General features: G+C 70.4%; 18 protein-coding genes. 9 read left to right on the forward strand and 9 right to left on the reverse strand.

What is annotated here, in order from left to right; all coding sequences use genetic code 11:
- Window positions 1–23 precede the first annotated feature (23 nt).
- Window positions 24–1223, reverse strand: a complete 1200-nt coding sequence (locus ACJ8AN_RS10300) for an acyl-CoA dehydrogenase family protein (RefSeq protein ID WP_407755110.1) — start codon at window positions 1221–1223, stop codon at window positions 24–26.
- 36 nt (window positions 1224–1259) lie between these two features.
- The gene (locus tag ACJ8AN_RS10305; protein WP_407755111.1) at window positions 1260–3344 is read right to left on the reverse strand and encodes a 3-hydroxyacyl-CoA dehydrogenase NAD-binding domain-containing protein; all 2085 of its coding nucleotides are present in this window, start codon (window positions 3342–3344) and stop codon (window positions 1260–1262) included.
- 429 nt (window positions 3345–3773) lie between these two features.
- Between ACJ8AN_RS10305 and ACJ8AN_RS10310 the strand changes: the two genes are divergently transcribed.
- Entirely contained in the window at window positions 3774–6212 is a 2439-nt protein-coding gene (locus tag ACJ8AN_RS10310) for an asparaginase domain-containing protein (RefSeq protein WP_407755112.1), read from the forward strand.
- A 98-nt stretch (window positions 6213–6310) separates the two neighbouring features.
- On the opposite strand, the gene ACJ8AN_RS10315 is transcribed toward ACJ8AN_RS10310, so the two are convergent.
- Both ACJ8AN_RS10315 and ACJ8AN_RS10320 read right to left on the reverse strand, forming a co-directional pair.
- Window positions 6311–6877, reverse strand: a complete 567-nt coding sequence (locus tag ACJ8AN_RS10315; RefSeq protein WP_407755113.1) for an MmcQ/YjbR family DNA-binding protein — start codon at window positions 6875–6877, stop codon at window positions 6311–6313.
- A 50-nt stretch (window positions 6878–6927) separates the two neighbouring features.
- Complete coding sequence (locus ACJ8AN_RS10320) at window positions 6928–7827, reverse strand: IF-2 protein (RefSeq protein WP_407755114.1); 900 nt, start codon at window positions 7825–7827, stop codon at window positions 6928–6930.
- Window positions 7828–7928: 101 nt separating this feature from the next.
- Here ACJ8AN_RS10320 and ACJ8AN_RS10325 point away from each other — a divergent pair, with 101 nt between their 5' ends.
- From ACJ8AN_RS10325 to ACJ8AN_RS10340, 4 genes are read left to right on the forward strand one after another with little or no spacing between them, the layout of a single operon-like run.
- Window positions 7929–12548, forward strand: a complete 4620-nt coding sequence (locus ACJ8AN_RS10325) for a hypothetical protein (RefSeq protein WP_407755115.1) — start codon at window positions 7929–7931, stop codon at window positions 12546–12548.
- Between the two features lie 15 nt (window positions 12549–12563).
- Window positions 12564–13415, forward strand: coding sequence for a diaminopimelate epimerase (gene dapF, locus ACJ8AN_RS10330; protein WP_407755116.1), 852 nt, complete (start codon window positions 12564–12566; stop codon window positions 13413–13415).
- Window positions 13416–13454: 39 nt separating this feature from the next.
- Entirely contained in the window at window positions 13455–15305 is a 1851-nt protein-coding gene (locus ACJ8AN_RS10335) for a response regulator (RefSeq protein ID WP_407755117.1), read from the forward strand.
- A gap of 17 nt (window positions 15306–15322) precedes the next feature.
- Window positions 15323–16819 (forward strand): DUF4388 domain-containing protein, encoded by a 1497-nt coding sequence (locus ACJ8AN_RS10340; protein ID WP_407755118.1) that lies wholly within the window; start codon window positions 15323–15325, stop codon window positions 16817–16819.
- 6 nt (window positions 16820–16825) lie between these two features.
- Here the strand turns inward: ACJ8AN_RS10340 and ACJ8AN_RS10345 are convergent, their stop codons facing one another.
- Window positions 16826–17161 carry a hypothetical protein gene (locus tag ACJ8AN_RS10345; RefSeq protein ID WP_407755119.1) on the reverse strand — a complete coding sequence of 112 codons (336 nt, stop codon included), beginning with the start codon at window positions 17159–17161 and terminating at the stop codon, window positions 16826–16828.
- Between the two features lie 82 nt (window positions 17162–17243).
- Here ACJ8AN_RS10345 and ACJ8AN_RS10350 point away from each other — a divergent pair, with 82 nt between their 5' ends.
- Window positions 17244–18527, forward strand: coding sequence for a tetratricopeptide repeat protein (locus tag ACJ8AN_RS10350; protein WP_407755120.1), 1284 nt, complete (start codon window positions 17244–17246; stop codon window positions 18525–18527).
- A gap of 12 nt (window positions 18528–18539) precedes the next feature.
- Here ACJ8AN_RS10350 and ACJ8AN_RS10355 read toward each other — a convergent pair whose 3' ends face one another.
- Together ACJ8AN_RS10355 and ACJ8AN_RS10360 are read right to left on the reverse strand one after the other, a co-directional pair.
- Window positions 18540–19352, reverse strand: a complete 813-nt coding sequence (locus ACJ8AN_RS10355; protein ID WP_407755121.1) for a class I SAM-dependent methyltransferase — start codon at window positions 19350–19352, stop codon at window positions 18540–18542.
- 59 nt (window positions 19353–19411) lie between these two features.
- Entirely contained in the window at window positions 19412–20377 is a 966-nt protein-coding gene (locus ACJ8AN_RS10360) for a class I SAM-dependent DNA methyltransferase (RefSeq protein WP_407755122.1), read from the reverse strand.
- An 81-nt stretch (window positions 20378–20458) separates the two neighbouring features.
- Between ACJ8AN_RS10360 and ACJ8AN_RS10365 the strand changes: the two genes are divergently transcribed.
- From ACJ8AN_RS10365 to rd, 3 genes are all read left to right on the forward strand, one after another.
- Window positions 20459–21265, forward strand: coding sequence for an SDR family NAD(P)-dependent oxidoreductase (locus ACJ8AN_RS10365; RefSeq protein WP_407755123.1), 807 nt, complete (start codon window positions 20459–20461; stop codon window positions 21263–21265).
- 69 nt (window positions 21266–21334) lie between these two features.
- A complete protein-coding gene (locus ACJ8AN_RS10370) occupies window positions 21335–21886 on the forward strand; it encodes a zf-TFIIB domain-containing protein (protein ID WP_407755124.1) in 552 nt (183 codons plus the stop codon).
- Window positions 21887–21900: 14 nt separating this feature from the next.
- Window positions 21901–22068, forward strand: a complete 168-nt coding sequence (rd, locus tag ACJ8AN_RS10375; RefSeq protein ID WP_407755125.1) for a rubredoxin — start codon at window positions 21901–21903, stop codon at window positions 22066–22068.
- Between the two features lie 23 nt (window positions 22069–22091).
- On the opposite strand, the gene ACJ8AN_RS10380 is transcribed toward rd, so the two are convergent.
- Both ACJ8AN_RS10380 and ACJ8AN_RS10385 read right to left on the reverse strand, forming a co-directional pair.
- Window positions 22092–22700 (reverse strand): DUF2378 family protein, encoded by a 609-nt coding sequence (locus ACJ8AN_RS10380; RefSeq protein WP_407755126.1) that lies wholly within the window; start codon window positions 22698–22700, stop codon window positions 22092–22094.
- Window positions 22701–22865: 165 nt separating this feature from the next.
- Window positions 22866–23576: a hypothetical protein gene (locus ACJ8AN_RS10385; RefSeq protein WP_407755127.1), complete on the reverse strand. Its 711-nt coding sequence runs from the start codon at window positions 23574–23576 to the stop codon at window positions 22866–22868.
- Window positions 23577–23680: the final 104 nt, after the last annotated feature.

The following is a 23680-nucleotide window of genomic DNA, read 5'->3' on the forward strand; positions in this document are numbered from 1 at the left end:
TGTCTCCCTCCTTTAGCCTCGGCTCAGAGCCCGAGCACGGCCTTGGCCAGGATGTTGCGCTGGATCTCGTTGGAACCGCCGTAGATGGTGACCTTGCGGTAGTTGAAGTAGTCCGGCCCCAGCGGGGCGGCGTACTCCGGGCCGATCGGCTCGCCGTGCCAGCCGGGCTCGCGGGCCTCGGGGTTGAACGGCAGCGCGTAGGGGCCCACCGCTTCCATCATCAGCTCGGTCAGCGTCTGCTGAATCTCCGAGCCCTTGATTTTGAGCATGTTGGCCTCGGCGCCTGGCGCCTGCCCCGAGCGCTCGGCGGCGATCATCCGCAGGTTGGTGAGCTCCAGCGCCATCAGCTCGATCTCCACCGCGGCGATCTTCTCGCGGAAGCCCGGCGTCTGGAGGAGCGGCACGCCCTCGGGAGTCTTCTCCTCGGAGGCAATGCGCTTGAGCCGCGTCAGCTCCGACTTGGAGCGGCCGATGCGCGCGATGTTGGTGCGCTCGTGGCTCAGCAGGAACTTGGCGTACGTCCAGCCCATGCCCGGCGCGCCGACGAGGTTCTCCTTCGGCACGCGCACGTTGTCGAAGAAGACCTCGTTGACCTCGTGCTCGCCATCGAGGGTGATGATGGGCCGCACCGTGATGCCCGGCGTGCTCATGTCCGCCAGCAGCATGGAGATGCCCTGCTGCTTCTTGGCCTGCGGCTCCGTGCGCGCGAGCAGGAAGATCATGTTCGCGTACTGGCCCAGGGTGGTCCACGTCTTCTGCCCGTTGAGCACCCACTCGTCGCCGTCCAGCTCCGCCTTCATCCGCAGCGACGCCAGGTCCGAGCCCGAACCCGGCTCGGAGAAGCCCTGGCACCACCAGTCCTCCATCCGCAGGATGCGCGGCAGGTAGTGCTCCTTCTGCTTCTGGCTGCCGAAGGCCATCAGCACCGGGCCGATCATGCTCAGCCCGAAGGGCAGGGGCTGCGGAGCCCCCTCCTCGGACAGGACCTCGTCGAAGAGGTGTTGCTGCACCGAGTTCCAGCCGGGACCGCCGTACTCCTTCGGCCAGCGCGGGCCTCCCCAGCCGCGCGAGTGGAGCCGCCGCTGCCACTCGACCTGCTCCTCCTTGCTCAGGCGCTTGTGGTGCAGGACGCGCTCACGCGTCTCGGGCGGGAGGTTCGCCCGCACCCACTGCCGCACTTCCTCGGCGAAGGCGAGCTCCTCGGGGGTGTAGTTCAAATCCATGGGGTCCTCCTGGATGTGATGACGGGGGCTGCGGTTTCAGACGGCCTGGGCGAAGCCCTTGCCCTCGGCGACGAGGCGCTCCAGCAACGGCGAGGGCGTCCACCAGCGGGGCCCCTGCTCGCGACCGTACTCGCGAAGCTTCTCCAGCGCCTGGGGCAGGCCGAGCTCGTGCTCCGCCCAGAACATCGGGCCCCCGCGGTGCGCCGGGAAGCCGTAGCCGTAGAGATAGACGATGTCGAGGTCGCTCGAGCGGTAGGCGATGCCCTCGCGCAGCACCTCGCAGCCGATGTTCACCATGGCCAGGAAGCAGCGCTCGAGGATCTCCTGCTCGGAGATGTCGCGGCGCTGGATGCCTTGGCCGGCCGCCGTCTCCTCGATGACCTTCGCGACGACGCCGGAGGGAACCGGGGTGCGATTGCCCGGCGGGTAGTCGTAGTAGCCCGCCTGCGTCTTCTGGCCGAGCCGCCCCAGCTCGACGAGCTTGTCGGCCACGGCTCCGGCCCTGGCCTCGAAGGTGGCGGGGTCCCGGTCCTTGCGCGACCTATAGCCGATGTCGAGCCCGGCCAGGTCGCCCATCTGCAGCACGCCCATGGGCATGCCGAACTTCACCAGGGCCTGGTCCACCTGCTGCGGCGTGGCGCCTTCGAGCACCAGCAGGCTGCCCTCGCGCATGTAGCCTTCGAGCATGCGGTTGCCGATGAAGCCGTGGCGGTTGCCCGCCACCACGCCCACCTTCTTGATGCGTTTGGCGACGTCCAGCGCGGTCGCCAGCACGTCGGGAGCGGTGCGGGCGCCCCGGACCACCTCCAGCAGCTTCATGACGTTGGCGGGGGAGAAGAAGTGCATCCCCAGCACGTCCTCCGGCCGCGAGGTGTAGCCCGCGATGGTGTCGATCGACAGGTACGAGGTGTTGGAGGCCAGGATGGCGCCCTTCTTGGCCACCCGGTCCAGCGTCTCGAAGACCTTCTTCTTGACCTCGAGCGTCTCGAATACGGCCTCGATGACGAGGTCCGCGTGGGCCAGCGCGTCGTAGGACAGCGTGGGCGTGATGAGGCCCATGCGGGTCTCCACCTGCTCCGCCGTCAGCTTCCCCTTGGCCGCCGTGGCCTCGTAGTTCTTGCGGATGACGCCCAGGCCCCGGTCCAGCCCCTCCTGGTTCACCTCGAGCAGCGTCACCGGGATGCCCGCGTTCGCGAAGTTCATCGCGATGCCGCCGCCCATGGTGCCCGCGCCGATGATGGCCACGGACTGGAGGGGGCGCGGCTTCACCTCCGAGGGGAGGCCCGGAATCTTGGAGACCTGGCGCTCGGCGAAGAAGACGTGCTGGAGCGCCTTGGACTGGGGGTTGCGCGCGCACTCGAGGAACAGGTCGCGCTCGCGCTGGATGCCGGGGTCGAAGGGCAGGGTGGCCGCGGCCTCCACCGCGTCGACGATGCGCTGCGGAGAGAAGAGGTTTCGCTTCTCCTTGGCGATGCGCCTGCGGGCCTCGTCGAAGAAGCCAGCGGGGACGGCATTCGCGGTGAGGGAGCGGTCTCGCACCCGGCGCCTCGGCGAGCCGCTCTTCTCCCGCGCGAAGGCGACGGCGGCCTCGGTCAGGTCGCCCTCCACGAGCTTGTCGATGGCGCCCATGCCGTGCGCCACGGGGGCGGGGATCGGATCACCGGAGACCATGGCCTGCAAGGCTGGCTCGACGCCGACGAGCCTCGGCAGGCGTTGCGTGCCACCGGCACCGGGCAGGAGGCCCAGCTTCACCTCGGGCAGGCCGACCTGGGCGTTGGGCAGGGCCACGCGGTAGTCGCACGCCAGCGCGACCTCGAAGCCCCCGCCGAAGGCCGTGCCGTGGAGCGCCGCCACCACTGGCTTGGAGAAGGCGTCGAGCGCGTCGATCACTTCGGGCAGGCCCGGGGACTTCATCGGGCCGTTGAACTCGGTGATGTCGGCGCCCGCCATGAAGGTGCGCCCGGCACAGGCGATGACCACGGCCTTGATGGCGCTGTCCGCCCCGGCCTGCTTCAGCCCGTCGAGCAGGGCCACTCGCACGGCCTGGCTGATGGCATTCACCGGCGGGTTGTCGATCCAGATGATGCCGACGTCACCACGTGCCTCGAAGCGTCCCGACATGCAGCTGCCTCCCTGGGTGGCGACTGCTTATCAGGTCATCAGTCCCGTCGGCGAGGGGGGCGTGCCTCGTGCCAAATCACTTGTCATCGAAAGTCAGTGATGCGCTGGCTGAAGCGGCCTGACGCAATCGCTCACATGCCTCCTTTGGTTTCAGGCCGCGACGGCCGGACAGTGGTGCGCGATGTTTCGCGGACGGCACGTTTCCGTTGCTCCGCTTCGAGGATGGAAGGCTCGCCAGTTCTTCGAAGTGGCGAGCGGGTGTTCACTTCTGGTATGACCGTGTCGTACCGCTTGTTCGCTCTGCCCAGGGCGCCTCCCCGCTCCCGCAGCTCGCCGACGCCGCCCCAAGAGCGCGCAGTTGACCAGGCATTCCGTTGGCCCGCCAGGCGACGGAACACCGCCATCTATCACCAGGAAAGAGAGAGGGACGTGAAAGTCAACGTCATCAACACGGGTGGAACCATCAGCTGCGTCGGAGATCCGTTGGCGCCGATGTCGGCATCGCAATTCGCGCAGGCCTGCCAGCAGAATCTCAACCCGATCATCCAGCAGCAATACCCGGGCGTGCAGCTCAACTACGTAACGGATCTCACGTTCCCGGAGTCGACGTCCGGAACGCTGGACAGCACCAATCTGCAGCCCACGGACTGGTGCTTGATCGCCGGTTACATTCTCAATCACTACGCCGAGTGCGACGGCTGGGTGGTGCTGCACGGCACGGACAGCATGGACTTCACGGGGACCGCCCTTCCGTTCCTGCTCTCCTCGTTCTCCAGCCAGGGAATCCCCACCGCTGTCCTGAGCAAGCCGGTCATCATCACGGGCTCGCAGGTGCCCATGTTCTACCAGGACACGAAGGGGGCGTGCTCCCTCCGGTACAACACGGACGCCTTCCAGAACTTCTGCGGCGCCATCGCGGCCGCGCAGAGCGGCGTTCCGGAAGTCTGTATCTACTTTGATAGTCAGTTGTTCCGCGCCAACCGGTGCGTGAAGACCAACGCCAGCGAGTTCAACGCGTTCTCGTCTCCCAACTACCCCGCGCTCGGGCAGTACGGTATCGCGTTCCAGTTGAACCCCGAGGAGATGCTCCCGCCTCCCGTCAGCAACAACGTCAGCCTCGATAACCCCACCGTTCTGGGCCAGGCGATCGCGCAGCTCAACTACGTCACCCAGAACATCAACAGCTTCCCGGTGATGCAGTTCAATGCCTTTCCCGCGTGGTACTCGACCGGCAGCACTCCTTCCGGGCTCATCGCGTCACTGATTACCGCCTGTGTGGGACAGGGCATCAAGGGTCTTGTCCTCGAGTCATACGGCGAAGGCAACTTCCCGTCGGGAAACCCGGACAACCCGCCGCAGGGCTCCATCTATCAGGCGCTCCAGAAGGCGAACGCCTCCGATGTCGTGATCGTGGACTGCACCCAGGTGCTCCAGGGCGTGGTCAACGACAACGCCTACGCCGCGGGCGCGTGGCTGCCCGCGGTGGGCGCCCTGAACCCCGCCGACATGACGCCGATGGCCGCGCTGGCCAAGCTCATGGTCCTCCTGTCCAGCGCCGGCTACTCCGGCAACGACTGGGGCCTGTCCGACGTGAAACGCCTGTTCCAGCTCGACCTGCTGGGCGAAATGATGAGCGTGAGCAGGCTCGACAGCCGCACCCATCCGACCCTGCTGACGGGGCAGACCCTCACCGCGCTCGATGGCAGCGCGACCTTGACCAACGACCCGGTCGCCGGGCCGGTTCTGACGAAGAGCGACGGCAGCGTCCTCTGGACTGCCCTCTCCAGCCCCGCCGCCCAGCTGCCGGGGCGCCTCATCATGCAGAACGACGGCAACCTCGTCTTCTACAACCGGGAGAACGTGGCGCTGTGGGCCACCAACACCGGCGTGTCCAGTGGCGCCTCCTCGATGCTCATCCTCGGCGGCTCCGCCAGCGACGGAACCCTGACTCTCACGGTGTACGACTATTCCCACGGCAAGACGACCCAGACGCTCTACCCCTCGTCAACAGCCGTCCACGGCCAACCCCAACCGAAGGAGACTTCCATGTCCACGCCGCGCAAGCAGTTCAAGTTCAGCGGACGGATCGCCCCGCAGGATCCGCTCCACCAGTTCACGCTGGCCAAGACGCTCGATGCCGCGCCGGATGAGCATTACATCGCGCCGACGACCGTCAACGTGAACATCGTCTCCCCCGAGCCGCGCACGATCGGGGTTCCTCAGTACGGCCCCACGGTGAACGGCGGGAATCCGTCTGGCTTCAATCCCGCCGGGGACTGCCAGGGCAATTTCATGTCCTACAAGTTCCAGGCGAACAACAACTGCTACGCCTACGGCTGCAACATCACCCCGAACACCTTCCCTCAGCCCGGGCGTCAGAGCGGCTACCTGCTGACGGCCTCCGAGTTCGCCCAGCCCTTCGACACGCTCGGCGCGTTGGTCGCCTCGTACGCCGAGAAGGACGGGCTCGTGTTCGCCGGCAAGTCGATGGACGAGCTGATGAAGTTCAAGTCCAGCAAGCAGGGCACGAACCCCGGCGGGGGCCTGAAGGCCGGAGCCCTGAATGGCCACTTCGTCGCCTTGATGATCTCCCCCGCGGGCGACGCGAACTGGCCGGGCGACTATCACTGGGCGCGCTGCGACAACTCGTCCGGCGGCTGCGACTCGTGGTCGCAGAAGGACGGGCCCGATCAGGTGACCAACTTCGACTTCGCCGGCAACGTCATCACCAACCCGGCCACCGCGAACTGGACCGTCAACCAGGGGCCCATCGCGTCTGGCTCGCCGGACGCGGGGGATGATCAGGTCGTCGACTACGCCTTCTACTGCTTCATGTTCGTGCCGACGTCGGGCGTGAACATCATCTAGCCCGGCACGGTCCGCGTCGCTTGTAGGCGTCTACAAGCGATGTCGTACCTCATGCCACTTCACTGGTAGACGTCTACCAGTGAAGTCGGCTTCGAGCCTCAGGCGCGCCGGGAGCGTGCGCTGGCCGCGGTCTTCTTCGCCGCCGTCTTCGCGGGAGCCTTCTTTGCGGCGGCCTTCTTCGCCGGAGCCTTCTTGGCGGCGGCCGGTGCGGACTTCCGGACGGGGGCGCTGCGAGCCTTCGCGGGCGCGGCCTCGGCCTTCTCCGCCTTCGGTGCCGCTGCCCCGCCGTCCAGCAGCGCCGCGAGCTTCTTGGGGGCCACCGCGCGGTAGCTCTCGGCGAGCCACATGCGCAGCATGTCCATCGGGGGCGTGTCCTTCGCTCCGAAGAGGGCGGTGACCCAGCCGCTCTTGCCCATGCCATACCCGGTCGGCTGCGCGAAGGGCAGCATCAGCGCCGCGCCGTTGGACTGCGGCAGCTTCATGGACAGCGACAAGCCCTCCGCGCTGAGCGCCATGAAGATGAAGGCCTTGCCCTTCACCTTCAGCGTCCGGTGCCCCCACGGGAAGTCCTCGGTCACTTCGGGGTAGCCCATGCCGACTTCGCGCAGGGCCATCTCGAACGGAACGAGTCTCTTCATCTCGGGGGGAACTGGGAGCGTCGTCATCGGGGGGTCTCCTCGTGGGGCCCCCACGTATACCCCAGGACGGCGCCGAGTCAGCGCGCCGGGCCCGTCCCGGGCTGCTCCGTCCCGGCGGGGCGCTGCTGCGTCTCGGTGTCGGTGGTCCTCACGCCCGGCTTCTGCTGCGGCCCCGGAGGCGTCGCCGTGCTCCCGGGCGCCGTGCTCCCGGGCGCCGGCTGCTGCGCCGCTGGATTCTGCTCCGTGGCCGGCGCGGGAACGGGCGTGTCGGACGGCGTCGAGCCGGGGCTGCGCTCGTCCAGGTTCACCTCCACGGCCCGCAGTGCCTTCTCCAACTCCCGCGCCGCCGGGCCCACCGTGCCGAGCATCTGGTTGGCCTTCCACGTGTTCCGGTTGCGGCTCTCCGCCGCCAGCTTCAGCTGCGCCAGCGCCTCCGTCACCCCCCGCCGCGCCGCCTCCAGCTTCTGCCTCGCCAGGTAGAAGGCCACGTCCGCCTTCATCGTCTCCAGCGTGCGGCGCTGCTCCTCCGACAGCCCCGAGAGCAACTCCGCGCGCCGCAGGTAGTAGAGGCCCTTCTCCAGCAGCTCGGGGTCGTCCGACTGCACCTTCGGCCGGGCAAGCCCCTCGAGCACCGGGAAGAGGGCCCGGTCCAGCTCGTCGCGCTCGGTGAACTTCTGCTCCACCAGGCCCGAGACGTCGCGGCCCTCGAAGGCGAGGGGGGCGTAGGCGTCCGCCAGGCGCGCGTCCCCGGGCCGGTAGGGCACCGCCCCCGTGGGCAGCATCCGCCCCTTCATCACCACCAGCTGCCCGTTCTCCTGGGCCAGGGTGAACGTCCGGGCGTTGAGCTGCGAGAGGAGGAAGACCACCGTCCCGCCCAGCCCGAGGATGAGGAGGGTGACGAAGAGCCGGGTGAAGGCGCTCGTGGCCCGGCGGCCGAAGCTCTGACGGTTCTGCTGCGGGTTCATCATGGGATTCATCTCGCTTGCTCCCCAGACGTCCGGGCGGGGAGGCGATTTCCCGCCCCCGGTGCTTTCCTTGGGACAACCGTCTCCAGGGCTATACTCGGCCGTCCGAACTCATGCATCCCACATTCCGCCGCCTGGGGACCAGCGAGCTGTTGCCCCGGTACATCTTCGCGGAGAGCCTCTTCGCACGCCGGCGCGTGCTGGAGGTGGACGCGGTCGCCACCACCGGCGGCGAGAGCGCGCGCTTCCTCCTGGAGCGCGGCGCCCGTACCGTCGTGGCCTGCGACGCGGACCTCGCGGCGGTGCAGGCGGCCCAGAAGGCCCACGGCGGCCCCTCGCTGCGCTACCGCGCCAACGTCTACGACGACCTCGAGCCCGGCAGCTTCGACCTGGTGCTCGTGGCGGACCTCGCCCCCTACGTGCGCGCCCCCACGCTCCTCGCCGAGCTGGCGCGGCTGGTGAGCCGTCAGGGCTACCTCATCGGCGGCCTGCGCAACACGGCGGGCCTCGCGCTCTGGCAGCTCATGGACGTGGAGGAGGGCGTGCCGCCCACCTACGGGCAGCTGCTCGACGCGCTCTCGCCGCACTTCCCCCAGGTGGAGGTGGCCACCCAGTCCCCCGTGCTGGGCTACCAGCTCGCCTTCGAGAAGGGCGACGGCCTCCAGGTGGACGGCACCCTCATCCACGGCGGCGAGGCGGCCTACTTCGTGGTGGTGGCCGGCCAGGAGCCCGCCCGGGTTGTGGACCCCACCTGGGTGCAGCTGCCTCCCGAGCCGCTCGCCTTCACCCGCGGCAAGCTCGACGAGGTGGCCCAGCGCGCCAAGGGCTGGGAGGAGCGCACCGGGCGCCTCAAGGAGTCCCTCACCCGGCTGCGCGCGGAGCTGACCGACCGGGAGAACGAGGTTACCCAGCTCAAGCCCTCGCTGGAGATTGCCCGCGACGACGTGGCCCGGCTCACCGCGCAGCTGGAGCAGGCGCGCGGCACCCCCGAGTCCGCCCGCGAGCGCGATGAGCTGTCCTCGCGCCTGCGCCGCACCGAGCTGGAGTTGCAGGTGGCCCTGGAGCGCGTGGCGGACGCGGACCGGCGCCTCACCCAGCAGCGGCTGGAGCTGGAGGCCGCGGAGCGCTCGCGCAAGGAGGCCGAGGTCCAGGCCCTGGGCACCCAGGAGGCGGTGCGGTTGGAGCGCGCCCGCCGCGAGGAGCTGAACACCTCGCTGGAGGAGTCGCGCGAGCGCCTCACCCAGGCATACAACCAGCTGCGCGAGCTGCGCGACGAGCTGGCGGGCCTGCGTGTCGAGCGCGAGAAGGACCGGCTCTCGGCGGAGCGCGCCCGCGAGCAGTCCGAGGACCTGCGGCGCCAGGTGGACGCGGCCCGCGAGCGCGAGCTGAAGATCGCCGAGCAGTATTCGACGGCGCTCGCCGCGGTGGAGCTGCTCAAGTCGGACGTGGCCCGGGCCGAGGAGGGGCGCAAGGCGGCGGAGGACTCGCTGCGCCTGCGGGACGCGGACGTGGCGCGGGTGTCTCGCGAGGTGGAGGACAGTACCCGGCGCGTGTCGGCCGCCGAGGCGGGCCGGCGGGACGCGGAGCTGCGGCTCACCGCGCGCGAGGCCGAATGGCGCGGGCTGGAGACGGAGCTCACGGCGGCTCGCGCCACCGTGGAGCAGCTCACGGCCGAGGTGGAGGCCCGCTCGCGCGCCGAGGCGAATGCCCGCTCGTCGGCGGCCCAGCTCGAGCAGTCCGTACACGAGCTCCAGGGGCGCCTGGCGTCGCTGGAGGAGGAGCGCGTCCGCGCCGCGGTGGAGCTGGAGGAGTCCATCGACGAGGAGCGCCGGCACGCCGAGGAGCGGCTGGCGAAGGCCGTCGCGGTGGAGCGGGCGCGGGCGGAGAAGGCCGAGGCCGAGGCCACCCGGGAGGCCGCCGCGCGCGAGGCCCAGGAGCTCCGTGCCGAGGGGCTCGAGCAGCAGGTGGCGGTGGAGGCCGCCGCGCGCGAGGAGGCCGCGGGGGCGCTCGCCGAACTGGAGGCGAAGCAACAGCAGTGGGCCGATGAGCGCGGGGCCCTGCGCCGGCGCGTGGTGGAGGTCGAGGCGACGCTCGCGGAGCTGGAGCGCGTGCGGACCTCGGACGTGGAGTCCATCTCCCGGCTCGACGCGGCGCTGAAGGCGACGCAGGGCTCCATCGCGGCGGAGCAGCAGGCGCGGGTGAAGGCCGACGAGGAACGCGAGCAGGCCGTTGCCGAGCTGGCGCTCGAGCAGCAGGGGCGGGTGCGGCTGGAGGAGGCCATGGCGCGCGCCGAGGCCGGGCTCGCGGCGGAGCACCAGCGGCTGGAGGAGGCCCGGGAGGCGCTCTCGCGCACCCGCGCCGCGCTCGAGACCGAGCGGCAGGGGCGCATCGAGGCGAACGAGGACGGGGCACGCACTCGCGCCGAGCTCGAGGAGGAGCGCCAGCAGCGGACGCGCGCGGAGGACCTGCTGTCGCGGGCCCGGGCGGCGCTCGAGACCGAGCGGCAGCACAAGGCCGGGCTGGAGTCCGCGCTGGAGTCCGCGCGGCAGGCGCATGGGGCCTCGGAGGAGTCCTTCGTGCAGGTGCGCACCGAGCTCGATGCCGAGCGGCGCCAGCGCACCGGGGCCGAGGCGTCGCTCGCGGCCGTCCGTGCCGAGCTGGAGGCCGAGCGCGAGGGCCGGACGAAGGCCGCGGAGTCGCTGGAGCTGACGCGGACGGAGCTGGAGGCCGAGCGCGAGGGCCGGACGAAGGCCGCGGAGTCGCTGGAGCTGACGCGGACGGAGTTGGAGACCGAGCGGCGCCAGCGCACCGAGACCGAGGAGTTGTTCGCGGCGGAGCGCGAGGAGGCCGGCGCGCTGCTGTCCCAGGTGCGTGCGGGGCTCGAAGCGGAGCAGCGGGCTCGTGCCGGGGCGGAAGCCTCGCTCGCGGAGCTGCGCACGGCGCTGGAGGAGACGCGGCGGGAGCGCACGGCGACGGAGGACTCGCTGGCCGAGGTCCGTGCCGAGGCGGAGTCCTGGAAGCGCGGCCGCGAGGAGGCGGAGGCCACGCTCGCGGAGACGCGGCGGGAGCTGGAGTCCGAGCGCGGTGGACGCGAGGCCCTGGAGCAGTCGCTGGCCGAGGTGCGCGCGGATCTGGAGTCGGCCCGGTCGGGCGCGGACGAGCGCGAGCGGGCGCGGCTCGAGGCGCTGGAGACGGCCCGGCAGGAGTCGGCGGCCCTGCGCGCGGAGCTGGAGACGGCCCGGCGCGAGGGGACGGAGCTGGGCGCGTCCCTGGCGGAGCAGAAGCGGCTCGTCGAGGAGCTCCGGGCGAGCCTGGAATGGGAGCGCGGCACCTCGTCCGAGGTGACGGCCAACGCCCAGGCCCGCGAGAAGGACCTGGCGGAGAAGCTGGCCGGGGCCGAGGCGCGGCTCGCCGAGGCCCGGGCGCGCGAGGAGGCCATCACCACCGAGCGCGATGCCCGCAAGCGCGACGCGGTGGAGGTCCGGATGGAGCTGGAGGGCCTCCGGGACGACGTCGCGAAGAGGGACGCGGAGCTGGCGGCGCTGCGGGCCCAGGTGGCGCAGTTGGACGTGGCCCGCTTCCAGGCGCACCAGGGCCTGCGGGACCGGGACGCGCACATCGGCAACCTCCAGAACGAGCTGACCGAGGTCCGCACCCGGCTCGCCTCGGAGCACGAGCAGATGGAGCTGCTCACCCTGCAGTTGGAATCGGCGCGGCGCATCGCGGGCAAGGTGTCCACGCTCGAGTCGGCCCTGCAGGAGGAGCGCGAGGCGCTCGGGTCCGCGCGGGACGGGCTGGAGAAGGCGCGCGCCGAGCTGGAGACGGCCCGGGGCGAGCTGGAGACGCTCGGCACCGAGCTGGAGAAGGCGCGCGAGGCGGGCCAGTCCGAGCGCGAGCGTGTCTCGGAGGCGCGGCGTTCCGCGGACGAGCTGGAGTCCCGGCTCTCGGAAGCCCGGGCCGAGCTGGAGGCCGCGAAGGCACGTCAGACGGAGCTGGAGGCCCAGGCCGGCGAGGCCGGGACTCAAGCCCGCGAGCGCGAGGCGGCCCTCCAGGCGAAGCTGGCCGGGCTGGAGGCCCAGGCGGCGGAGGCGGAGCAGAAGGCCCGGGCGCGCGAGCTGGCCACGCAAGCGGTGCAGGAGCAGTTCGCCAGGCTCGAGGCGGAGAAGGGCTCGCTGGCCTCCGAGCGCGAGCGGCTCAATTCGGACCTCACGGTGGCCCGCGCGGCCCGCATCCGGCTGGAGGGCCGGGTGACGGCGCTGGAGGCGGCCTCGGCCGAGGCGGTGAAGTTCCTCGAGGCCGAGCGCGCCGAGAAGGCGAAGCAGGCGCAGGCCGCCGAGGTGCTGACCGCCCGCATCCAGGCGCTCGAGACGGAGCGGGCCGGGCTGCGGGAGAAGATCAGGCAGCTCGAGAAGCGCACGGACTCCGAGGCCATCCTGGAGCTCTCCGAGGAGCTGGAGCAGATGCAGGGCACGCTGGACACCCTCCAGGCCACCCTGGCCGAGCGCGACGCGGCCCTGGCGGAGCAGAAAAGCCGCCTGGAAGGTCAGGAGTCCGAGCTGGCCGCCCTCAAGAGGCTGTCCGCCCGGAAGGGGGCGGACACCGTCCAGGACATCTACACTCGTGCCAACGCGGAGCTCAACGCCGTGAAGAATGAGTTGCTTCGCCGGCCGAAGGGGGGCACACCCCCTACAACGCCCGCGTCCAGTAACCCGAAACCCGACGAGCAGGGCTGAAGTGAGGCGGTCCGCATGAGCACGACGGAGTTCTTCTTCAAGTACCACGGCCTCGGCAATGACTTCATCGTGCTGGACTGCCGCCAATCCGGCGGGGACATCGACGCGGAGTACTCGCGCTGGCTGTGCGACCGGCGCCGGGGCGTTGGCGCGGATGGCGTCCTCAGTCTGCTGCCCTCGGAGAGCGGCATGGCGCGCATGGTGGTGCACAACGCCGATGGCAGCGTCGCGGAGATGTGCGGCAACGGCCTGCGCTGCGCGGTGAAGTACCTGGTGGACCACTCCGGTGAGAAGCCCGAGCACATCGATGTGGAGACGGGCGCCGGCCTCCTCTCGTGCGCTCCCGGCTATGGCCAGGACGGCGTCGCCGAGGTGGAGGTCTCCATGGGTCCGGCGCGGCTCGTCGCCTCCAACCTGCCCTCGGGCGCCAGCGGCCAGCCCTTCGTCGGCGCGCCCGTGCCCGGCCACTCCGGCCTGCGCGGCTACGCCGTCAACATGGGCAACCCACACCTCGTCCTGCTTGACCAGCCCCTGGAGGACGCCGGTCGTTTGGGCCCCGAGCTCGAGCGCCACCCCGGCTTTCCGGACCGCACCAACGTGGAGTTCGTCCGGGTGGACAAGGACGGGCTGACGGTCGTGGTGTGGGAGCGGGGCTGTGGCCTCACCCAGGCCTGTGGCACGGGCGCCTGCGCGGCGGCCGTCGCGGCGGTGCTCGCCAAGAGGCTCCCGGCGGATGCCTGGCTGCGTGTCACCCTGCCGGGCGGGGACCTGCGCATCCGGGTGCCCTCCGACCTGTCGGATGTACGTCTCCGGGGTCCCGTGTCCTTCGTCTTCACGGGCGTTGTTCCGGATCTCCCGGGCCGGTAACCTCGGGGGCTCCACCTCCCCCCCGCCGAGTCCCCCGCCGTGGCTGGTCCCATCCTCGTCGTCGACGACGACAACTTCTTCCGGCAGCTCGCCTCCGACATGCTCACCCGGAGGGGTTACCGCGTCGTCACGGCGGAGAGCGCCGCCCAGGCCCTCGTGCAGGTGGGGCGCGAGTCCTTCGACCTGATCATCACCGACGTGGTGATGCCCGAGGTGGATGGTTTCTCCCTCACCGCGAAGCTGCGCGAGCGCGACCCCGACCAGGAGGTCATCCTCGTCAGCCAGCGCACGGACGTGAAGGGCTCGTCCATGGCCCTGAGCGTGGGCGTGGCCGACTGCCTCACCAAGCCCGTGGAGGAGGCAGACCTGCGGCTCGCCGTGGAGCGCGCCATGGAGCGTGCCCAGCTGCGCCGCGAGCGCACCCAGCTCCAGACGGAGAACTTCGAGTTCGCCCGCTACCAGAACCTCCACCAGCGCTGCCTGGAGTTCCTCTCGCAGCCGGACCTCGAGTGGCTTCAGGAGCGTGTGGCCGCCGAGCTCGCCTCCGTCTGCGATGCCCAGAGCGCCGCCCTGTGGGTGACGGATGACCGCGGGCACCTCGTGCTGCGCGCCTACCGGGGCCTGCTCGACAAGCAGTTCCTCGCCGAGCGCATGAGCCCCGAGGGGCCGCTCGGCAACCGTCTGCGCGAGGCCATGCCCTGGATTGCCCGCGACGAGCGCTCGCCCGTGCTCTACGTCCCCTTCGTCGTCAGCGGGGACATCATGGGCATGGCGCAGCTCTCGGATCCGCTCGCCGGGGACTTCCGCACCGAGCACGTGCGCTACGCGAAGATTCTGGGTGACTCGGCCGCGGTGGGGGTGAAGAACGGCCGCCGGGTGCAGGCGCTGCAGCGCTTGGGCCTGCGGGACAGGGACACCGCCGCCTACAACCTCAGCTACTTCACCGACTACGCCTCCAAGGAAATCTACAAGGCGCGGCGCTACGGGCGGACGTTCTCGCTGCTGACGTTCAGCGTGGACAACCTGCCCATGGTGCGCACGCGCCTGGGCATGGCGGACGCGAAGCTCGCGGTGCGCGGCATCATCAAGGCGCTCGGCAGAATCGTCCGGGACTCGGACGTCATCGCCAAGGCGAGCGACCAGGAGTTCTTCGTGCTGCTGCCGGAGACGGACTTCTTCGGCGCGATGATGTTCGTGCGCCGCGCGCTGGACGCGGTGCGCGCGGAGCCCGAGGCGCAGGAGGTGGAGTCGCGTCTGCCGCTGGCGCTCGTCGGCGGGGCGAGCGCCTTCCCCAAGGACGGCGAGGACTTCGACGAGCTGGTGCACCGCTGCCGCCAGCGCATGGACGAGCGGCGCGCGTCCCTGCAGCGCAAGCTGATGCTGGACACGCTGCCCTTCTGGGACGAGGTGGACCTGCTGCTCGGCAATGCGTCCAGTCCCAAGCTGCCGGTGGAGGAGAACGCCGAGCCCTCTCGCCGCGGCAAGGTGTCCGACGTCCTCTTCGACGAGCTGCAGACGGAGATTGCCCGCGAGCTGATGCGCGACCCGGGCTCGCGCGGGCTGCTGTACGTGGGCGGCCCGGAAATCCGCTCGGATCTCCCCATCGCGCTGGGACTGGAGTCGGCTCCGCCCGACATGGCCTCGCGCATCTACATGCTGGGGCGGCGCTCGGACATGGAGTCGCACCCGGCCGTCACGCCCGTCTTCCTCGAGGGCGACGAGCGCATGAACCGGCACGAGTTCATCCTCTGGATGTCGGAGAACGCCTCGTACGCGCTCATCCAGCGCCGGGGCCTCGGGGCGACGTGGGGATTCCACTCGTCGGACACCGCCGTGGTGGATGGGCTCATCACCCGCCTGCAGGCCGAATACGATCTGCAGCCGTACTGAACAGGTAGGGAGCGACCGTGGCTCTGGTTCGAAAGATCCTCATCGCCGATCCCGACCTCGAGTCGGTCCGGCCGCTCTCGCGTGCACTGCGCACCAAGGGCTACCAGGTGCATTACGCGCCGGATGGCTCGCGCGCGCTCGAGGTGGCCGTGCTGCGCCATCCGGACCTCATCCTCTTCGATGAGGCGTGCCGGATGCTGGACGCGCGCACCTTCATCAACATCCTGCGCACCAACCCGCGCACGGACGACATCCCCGTGGTGGTCTCCACCGGCCAGTTCGAGGCGGACCGGCTGCGCGGCCTGCGCGATGGCTTCCTGCGCAAGCCCTTCAACATCGACGAGGTGCTCTCCCGCATCGAGCACGTCTTCCGCCGCAACGAGGCCGCCAAGGATCTCAAGACGGAGGTGCAGGAAATCGAAGGCTCGCTCAGCCAGCTGGGCATCCCGGACCTGATGCAGATCCTGGGGATGAACAAGCGCAGCGGGAAGCTGACGCTGGAGCGGGGCAGCGAGCGCGGAGAAATCGTCGTGGCCGAGGGCCGCCCGGTGAACGCCAAGGTGGGGCGCGCCGAGGGCGAGAAGGCCCTCTTCCGGCTGCTGGCGTGGGCCGAGGGCTCGTTCACCTTCTCCCCGGGCAACACCAGCGGCAAGCCGCGCATCCAGCGCGCCGTGGACGACGCCCTGCTGGAGGCGATGCGCCAGGCGGACGAGCTGAACCGGCTGCTGCCGGGGCTGCCGCCGCGCAACACCCGGCTGGTGCTCGCGCCCGAGGCGGACCTGACGAAGGACCAGCACCCGGTGACGGCGCAGGTGGTGGAACTGCTGCGCCAGCCGCGAGCGCTCGGCGAGGTGCTGGACCTGTCGCCGGCCACGGACCTGGAAGTGGTGGGCGTGCTGCACACGCTGCTGCAGAAGGGCGTGGCGCGCATGTCCGAGGGGGAGCGCGACGAGGGCTCGGGGCCGCTGCTGGGGCCCGCGGAGCTGCACGCGTTGCGCGGGCGCATCCTCCGGGGCCGCGGTCCCTCGCGCGAGGCCACCGCGAAGCTCTTCGTGTGTGGCAGTGGCCCGGCGGTGGCGCGGCGGCTGCTCTCGCAGTTGCCCGGCATCGAGGCCGTGGCCGCCGAGCCCCCCGCGGTGAAGAGCGGCTTCGGCACGCTGGGCCGGATGGACCTGAGCGAGCTGCTGCACCTGGACTTCTGCGTGCTGCCCCCGGCGGAGGCGGCGCGGCCGCTGTGGCGCCCGTTCAGCTCGGGAGGCCTGGGCGCGCTGCTCTTCGACACCTCGGAAGCGGCGGTGAAGCTGGCGCACTTCCTGGCGTGGGACATCCGCATGCCGGTGGTGGTGATTGGCCACCCGGTGCCGGCCGAGCTGCAGGGGGCTCCGGCGGGCTCGACGAGCGTGGGGGAGAGCCTCGAGGAGGGCCTGCGCAACCTGCTCATCCTCGCGCTCAACCCGGCGCCGCTGCTGCCCGGTGTGACGAAGGTGCCGCGAGCCGCCTCGGCCTCCGTCTAGGCCCCCTCAGAGGTCCCCCTCGAGCGCATCGCGCACGCCCGGTAGCTGGGCAAGCAACTCCAGCTCGGCCGCCTTGAGGTGGGAGACACGGCGGCCGGAGATCCGCTCGAAGTGGAGCTCGATCCGGTGCTCGCCCTCTTCGTTGACGTGACGGAAGAGGCGAGCCCGCCGGCCCTCCTTCACGCAGGCGAGGATGTCCTTGTGGATGCTGTTCAGCCGCCGGTACACCTTCAGCGCCATCCGACCCTCGGGGGTGTCGAACGTGTGGAAGTGCCGGTTGCGCGACAGGGGCCGCGCCGGGTCATGGAGCCTCTCCACGAGGCGCCTCACGAATGGGTCCATCGACGCGGCAGGATAACATCCGGTACCCTGCATCTCAGCGATGCATTTGAAATCCAAACGGCGCCCGCTCTGGGCCCTGCCATTGTTGCTCTCGCTTGCCTGCAAGGACCCCGAGACCGTCTCCGTCCAGAGCCGGGAGCAGAAGCTCCAGGCGAAAATGGACGAGGGCCGGGAGCTCATGGCCGGCGGCCAGCCCGATCTCGCCGCGAGGGCCTTCGGTGAGGCCGCCAGCCTCAACCCCGAGAGCACCGAGCCGCTGCTCCAGCTCGCCGAGGCCCACCGGCGCGCGGGCAACTCGGGCGCGTCCATCCTGGCCCTGAAGCAGGCCATGGCCCTCAACCCCGCCGAGGCCCCCGACATCAAGCGCAAGCTGGCCGAGCGCTACGAGCAGAACGGGCTGCTGCGCCAGTCCATCGGCGTGCTGCTGGAGCTGCGCGAGGCGGATCAGCTCGGGGACCTGGACATCCTCAAGCTGGCGCACCTGCAGACGCTGGAGGGGCAGCATCAGGCCGCCTTCCAGACGCTGGAGCGCATCCAGCGCGAGCGCCCCGACGACGTGGACGCCAAGGTGGTGGAGGCGGAAATCCTCCTGGCCAAGGGCGAGGAGGTGCTCGCCGCGAGGCTGATGGACCGGCTCCTGGAGGAGCAGCCGGGACTGACGGCGGCGCGGGTGCTGCGCGCCCGCTACTTCCTGAAGGAAGGCTACGCGGAGTACGCCGAGCAGGACCTGGCGATCATCCAGGGCGAGGAGGGCACGAAGCCGGAGGTCGTCTCGCTCCGGGCGCGGGTGCTCAACACGCTCGAGCGCTACAAGGACTCGGAGACGCTGCTGGCGGACGCGGTGACGCGCTATCCGCAGAACGCGGACCTCATCGCGCGGCTCGCCGAGACGAAGCTGTTGCAGGGCGACAAGGCGGAGGCCCTGGCGAAGGTGGAGCAGGCGCTGAAGGTGCAGCCGGAGTGTGTCCGGGCCTTCTTCGTGCGGGGCCGCGTGCAGGAGGCCCAGGGCGACAACAAGCGCGCGAAGGAGGACTATGGCTTCGCGCTCAACGAGAACCCCCGGTTCGCGCCGGCGCTCTCGCGCATGTGGCGGCTGCAGCAGCAGGCCGGCGAGAGCGATCAGGTGATGGACACGCTGGAGCGGCTGGTGGGGGTGGGCGAGGCCACGCTGGAGGAGAAGGTGGCGCTGGCCGACCTGTACGCGCAGACGCGGACCAAGCCCGAGCAGGGGCTGAAGCTCATCGCCGAGGCGCTCAAGCAGGACGCGGGCAACTTCCAGTACCTGGACATCCAGAGGGATTTGAAGAAGGTGCTGCCCCGGAAGAAGGTGTCCGGGCCCGTCATCATGCGCGGCAAGCGGCGCTGAGCGCGCGCGAGGCTAGCGGAACGGGCGCTGTCCGCAGACGCTGAAGAGCGTCGGCCCGTAGAACCAGGTACTCGGCTCGCTCAGCTTCTCCAGGCACTGCTCGTACTGCTTGCGCGTGAGCATCCGCAGGTGCTCGCCCTCGCGCCACAGCCGCGCGCCCAGGTGCCGGTGGTACTCGGCCGCGGGCGAGCCTCCGGAGAAGACGAGCAGCTCTCCCTCGGCGCTCACGTTCTTGAGTCCCAACCGCTGAAGGGTGCCCGGCAGTGCCCGGACCGGAGGGCTCGCCGCACGGGCGGAGCGCTCGAGCGTGTGCAGCACCTCCACCATCTGGCGGAAGGGCCCGGTCTCGTTCTGCGCGAGCGAGAATGTCTCCATCTCCTCCAGCAGCAGCCAGCCGCCGGGCTTGAGCGCGGAGAGCAGCCGCTCCATCACCTGCTCCAGCTGGAGCCGTGGCTGGAGCACACGCCGGACGTGCACGACATCGAACACCATCTGGGGCAGCGGCGCCGTGGCGACGTCCTGTTGGCGCACCTCGAGGGCCGGTCCGGCCGCGTCGGCCGCGAAACGGGTGTCCACGTCCAGGGCCACCACGCGGCCACCGGCGGGCACCACCCGGTGGCTCATCCAACGGGCGATGGAGCCGCTCCCACAGCCCACCTCGAGGCAGCTCCAGCCCTCGCGCAGGCCCAGCGCGTCGAGCCGCCGCAGTGAGGAGGGATCCGTCATCCCCTCGAGCGCGCGCAGCCGCTGGCGCTCCTCCTTCCAGGCGTCGTCCTGACTGGCCTGCTGGCTCCTCACGCCTGTCGTCTTTCCCTGCGCGGTCATGCTCACGGCCCCCGTTGTGACGTGGGGCGGAGAATACCTCGCGTGGGGCCGGGCGTGTTTCAACCTTCGTGGGTCAGCACCACCACATGTCCGGTGACGGGCTGTCCCGCCTGTCTGCGGAGTGTGTCCTCCCGCTCCACCACCGGGCGCAGGCCCGCGGCGCTGGCACAGGCGCGCAGGTACTCGAGGTGGTGCGCATAGCGCGCACTCGGCTGGAGCCGGTACCCCGGTTGCGTTCCCTTCTCCACGGTGAAGGCGAACAGGCCTCCGGGTGCGAGTCGTTGGGCCGCGCGCTCGAAGAGCAGCTCCAGCGCGCCGAAGTAGACGAGCACGTCCACGGCGACGAGGAGATCATACCGCTCGGTGGAGGCGCCCAGCTCCGCGGTGATCTCCCCGGCACGCAGTGCGTCATACACGCCTCGCTCGCGTGCCTTGGCCAGCATGCCCGTCGACAGGTCGAGGCCCTCCAGCCGGCGGGCGAAGGGCCGCAGCAGCGGACCGGCCAGACCGGTCCCGCACCCCAGGTCGAGCACATCGAGCTCCCGCCGGTTCCCCAGCGCGGTGCGCACCACGTCCATGAGCCGCTCGGGCGCGCGGTAGGCCAGGAAGCCGCGCAGGCTGTCATCGAAGCTGGGGGCGTAGACATCGAAGAGCGCGGCGACATAGGCGTCCGCCGAGCGCTCCGGCGGCGGGCTCCCGGTCTCCGCAGCCTCGAGGTAGGCGATGACCTCGTCCCAGCGGGCCTCGGGGACGCCGAGGTCCTTGCAACGCCGCTCCTGGAGCTGGCGGCGCAGCGCGGCCTCCTCGTCGGCGCGCCCCGTCTCCCGGAGGATGGACAGGAGCGTCTCGAGGGCCTCCTTGTCCTCCGGCTGCTGCTCGAGCTGCTCGCGCAGGGCCGCTTCGGCCGCGAGGTGCTCCCTCCAGGACCGCAGCACGTGCGCCGCGTACGAGGGCGGCACGAGCTCGGCCCCTTCGAATCCACACGCTTCCAGGCGCGCGCGCCAGTCGATGGGAGTGGGTTTCATGGGGTGTCCCCCACGAAGGTACACCCACGAGAATCCACGAGGCCATTGACGCCGGGCTCGCTCCCTTGGAAGCGTGGCGTCATGGACAGCATCGTGCAGGCGAGCAGGTATGCGGTGGTGACGGGAGCCTCCAGTGGCATCGGCCGGGAGCTGGCGGCCATCCTCGCGCGCGAGGGGTACGCGCTGGTGTTGGTGGCCCGGCGCACCGAGCCCATGCAAGCGCTGGCGGAGCAGCTGAAGCAGGCCCACGGGACACAGTGCGTGGTGGTGGGGGCGGACCTCGGGAAGCCCGAGGGCGTGGCCACCGTGGTGCGCGAGGTGAAGGAGCGCGGGCTGGAGGTGGAGGTGCTGGTGAACAACGCCGGCTTTGGCCTGGCGGGGAAGTTCGAGGAGCTGCCGGCCGAGCAGCAGGCGGGGATGATCGATCTCAACGTCCGGGCGCTCACCGTGCTCACGCGCGAGCTGGTGCCGGGGATGGTGGCGCGGCGGCGCGGGTACGTGCTCAACGTGGCGTCGTCGGCGGCCTTCCAGCCCGGCCCGCTCATGGCCGTGTACTACGCGAGCAAGGCGTACGTGCTGTCCTTCTCCGCCGCGCTGTACGACGAGCTGCGGGGCCAGGGCGTGAAGGTGACGGCGCTGTGCCCGGGCTATACCGAGACGGAGTTCGCCGCGCGCGCCTCGGAGCACCAGCGCTCGCGCCTCTTCAGCGGGCCCCTGGGCCGGGGGGATGCGCGGCAGGTGGCGGAGCAGGGCTACCGGGCCTTGCGGCGGGGCAAGCCGGTGGTGGTGCCCGGGCTGATGAATCGCCTCGGTGCCTGGTTCGCGCCCCTCACCCCGCTGCCGGTGTTGCTGCGCATCACCCGCCACTTCAACTCGGGCGAGAGCTGAGCCGCGCGGCGTCCATGGCCAGCGGGGCCGTTCGTCTCCAGAATGGCCGGCACAGGGGAGGAGCAGTCGATGAGCGTGGACAAGCCGGTGAGCGCGGTGAAGCGGTGCCCTTCGTGCCGGGGGCGGATGCAGCGCTTCTTCGCGATGGGGGTGGAGCTGGACCGGTGCCGCGCGTGCCGGGGCGTGTGGCTGGACGCGGGCGAGCTCTCGGAGGTCCTCATGCGCGAGCTGGCGCCGAGGATGGCCGCGGGCCGGAGCGAGCGCCCGTGCGCCGTCTGCGAGCGTCCCATGCGCGCCGCCCGGCTCCCAGGAGACGTCCCGGTGGAGACGTGCGAGCGCTGCCGGGGCCTCTACCTGGACGAGGGCGAGCTGGAGCAGCTCTCCTACGGCACCGAGGAGGTGGCGCCGCAGGCCGCGAACGTCAGCTCCGAGCGGCGGTTCTTCTTCTTCTACTGCGTGTCCTGCGCCGAGCGCTTCCCGCTCAACGAGGCGCGCAACGGCGAGGGAGGGCTGCACTGCACGGGCTGTGCTCCCGCCGCGCAGCCGCCCGCCGACGAGGAGCAACAGCCGGTGAAGCAGGTGGGCGGGTGGTTGAGCCGGTGGTTGGGCCGCTCCACCTGAGGTAGAAAAACGGCATGAACAAGCGCTACCGCTGCCTCGTCTGCACGCACATCTACGACCCGGCCCTGGGCGACCCCGACTCCGGCATCGCTCCGGGCACCGCCTTCCAGGACATTCCCGACACCTGGTACTGCCCCGAGTGCGGCGCCGGCAAGGCCGACTTCGAGCTCATCGAGGACTGACGGGCGCGGCGAGGCGGCCGACTTCAGGCCTTGCGGCGCAGCAGGTAGACGACGTGCTGGGAGCCGGGCTCGATGGGCTGCAGCTCGCCGCCCGCGAAGGGCGAGCCCACCAGCGCCATCATCCCGTCCATGGTGCCGTTCATGAAGTACGGGTCGATGCCGGGCTGCGCGCCGAACGCGGCGCGGAACTCGGGCATGACCTCGAAGACCATCTCGAGGGTTGCACCTTCGTCGAGGAAGCGGGTGCGGGCCGACAGGAAGTTGGAGCCCGACTGCAGCCCGCGCGAGATGCGCGTCAGCGAGCGCTCCCAGCCGAGCATCCGGAGCATCGCGAACACGGCGCGGCCCATGGTCGTCTGGCCGTAGCCATCCACGAGCTGGCGGCCGAGCCGGTAGCGGGCCTGCTCGCTGGGGAGGTCCGGGTAGAGGACCTCGGCGCACACGCGGATGGCGGCGAACCAGGTGGGCACCGAGTAGGCCACCAGGAAGGGCTGGTCCAGGTCGATGCCAATCGTCTTGAGCCGCCTGCGCGTGTCCGCGTCGAACCGCTCCCGCTTGATGGCGTGCTTGAAGAGCGCCTCCACCACCTGGCTGAAGATGACGGGTTCCTTGGAGGTAGGCGCAGCGCTCATCATCATCGGAGCATCCCTGGGACGAGTGGGTCCCCTGCTCGGGGCGCTCGTCCTCCGCGACGAGCCCCGGGGCAGGGTAGCCCCTTCAGGGTGCCTCTACCACCTTCCCCGGGATTTGAGCGGCCCGGCGGAGGCCCCGGGTGGCTTTCCCGGGGGCGACGTTTGCTACTGGATCAGCTCCGCCTGCTTGACGGCCGTGTACCAGAGCAGGCCGTAGTGGCCGTAGGTGTAGGTGTAGCTGCCGCTCTCGTTGGCGAGCTGGCTGGAGTGGACGCCGTTCACCGTGCACACGCCGGTGGAGCAGACCACCTCATCCGAGTAGCTCTTGAGGGAGAAGATGCGGGCGGCCATGCGCTTGCCGGAGATGCCATTGAGGAAGGGGCTGCTGACGGACAGGCCCCAGTAGCCGCAGGTGCTGGTGACCATGTTGTACGGGTAGGTGCCACAGCTCCACAGGCCGCGGTAGCCGCCGGCGATGCCCACGAAGGCATCCACGCGGCTCGACACGCCCAGGTCGAGGAGCTCCTTGATGGCGAGCGTCACGCCCATGGAGTGGCCAATCACGTCGATCTTCCCGGTGCACGAGTGCGAGAGGGCCTGGTTGATGGCGTCGCGCACGGGCGTCTCCTCGGTGCCGGAGTGGTCGTTGCAGGCCGCGCACGTCTTGGAGCCCCAGTTGACGCTGAAAATCTCCCCGGACACGTACCCGCGGGCGATGAGCTCGTTGTAGGTGGCGTTGAAGTCCGAGGGCGAGCCGGTGTTGCCGTGCACCAGCACCACCGCATCCCGGCACGCCGCGTCGGCCGAGGCCGCGATGAGCGCCACGGCCACGACGGACAGAAACCGCACTGTGCTCGACAGCCGCTTCTTCTCCATGGTGCTCCTCCGGTACGTGCCGTCCTGCACGGACGGTGACACCTGGGGACGTAGTTGAAGGATGATTCAGGTGTCAAGAAGGAGCTCTTGGATTGCGAGAAACC

The organism is Archangium sp. (assembly GCF_045802675.1).
Lineage (GTDB): Bacteria > Myxococcota > Myxococcia > Myxococcales > Myxococcaceae > Archangium.

Excerpts from the sequence above, each read along its gene's own strand:
- rd (WP_407755125.1), top strand. The coding sequence starts at position 21,901 with ATGAACAAGCGCTACCGCTGCCTCGTCTGCACGCACATCTACGACCCG.
- dapF (WP_407755116.1), top strand. The coding sequence starts at position 12,564 with ATGAGCACGACGGAGTTCTTCTTCAAGTACCACGGCCTCGGCAATGAC.
- ACJ8AN_RS10385 (WP_407755127.1), bottom strand. The coding sequence starts at position 23,576 with ATGGAGAAGAAGCGGCTGTCGAGCACAGTGCGGTTTCTGTCCGTCGTG.
- ACJ8AN_RS10370 (WP_407755124.1), top strand. The coding sequence starts at position 21,335 with ATGAGCGTGGACAAGCCGGTGAGCGCGGTGAAGCGGTGCCCTTCGTGC.
- ACJ8AN_RS10355 (WP_407755121.1), bottom strand. The coding sequence starts at position 19,352 with ATGACCGCGCAGGGAAAGACGACAGGCGTGAGGAGCCAGCAGGCCAGT.
- ACJ8AN_RS10380 (WP_407755126.1), bottom strand. The coding sequence starts at position 22,700 with ATGAGCGCTGCGCCTACCTCCAAGGAACCCGTCATCTTCAGCCAGGTG.
- ACJ8AN_RS10365 (WP_407755123.1), top strand. The coding sequence starts at position 20,459 with ATGGACAGCATCGTGCAGGCGAGCAGGTATGCGGTGGTGACGGGAGCC.
- ACJ8AN_RS10320 (WP_407755114.1), bottom strand. The coding sequence starts at position 7,827 with ATGAATCCCATGATGAACCCGCAGCAGAACCGTCAGAGCTTCGGCCGC.
- ACJ8AN_RS10360 (WP_407755122.1), bottom strand. The coding sequence starts at position 20,377 with ATGAAACCCACTCCCATCGACTGGCGCGCGCGCCTGGAAGCGTGTGGA.
- ACJ8AN_RS10315 (WP_407755113.1), bottom strand. The coding sequence starts at position 6,877 with ATGACGACGCTCCCAGTTCCCCCCGAGATGAAGAGACTCGTTCCGTTC.
- ACJ8AN_RS10345 (WP_407755119.1), bottom strand. The coding sequence starts at position 17,161 with ATGGACCCATTCGTGAGGCGCCTCGTGGAGAGGCTCCATGACCCGGCG.
- ACJ8AN_RS10300 (WP_407755110.1), bottom strand. The coding sequence starts at position 1,223 with ATGGATTTGAACTACACCCCCGAGGAGCTCGCCTTCGCCGAGGAAGTG.
- ACJ8AN_RS10305 (WP_407755111.1), bottom strand. The coding sequence starts at position 3,344 with ATGTCGGGACGCTTCGAGGCACGTGGTGACGTCGGCATCATCTGGATC.
- ACJ8AN_RS10325 (WP_407755115.1), top strand. The coding sequence starts at position 7,929 with ATGCATCCCACATTCCGCCGCCTGGGGACCAGCGAGCTGTTGCCCCGG.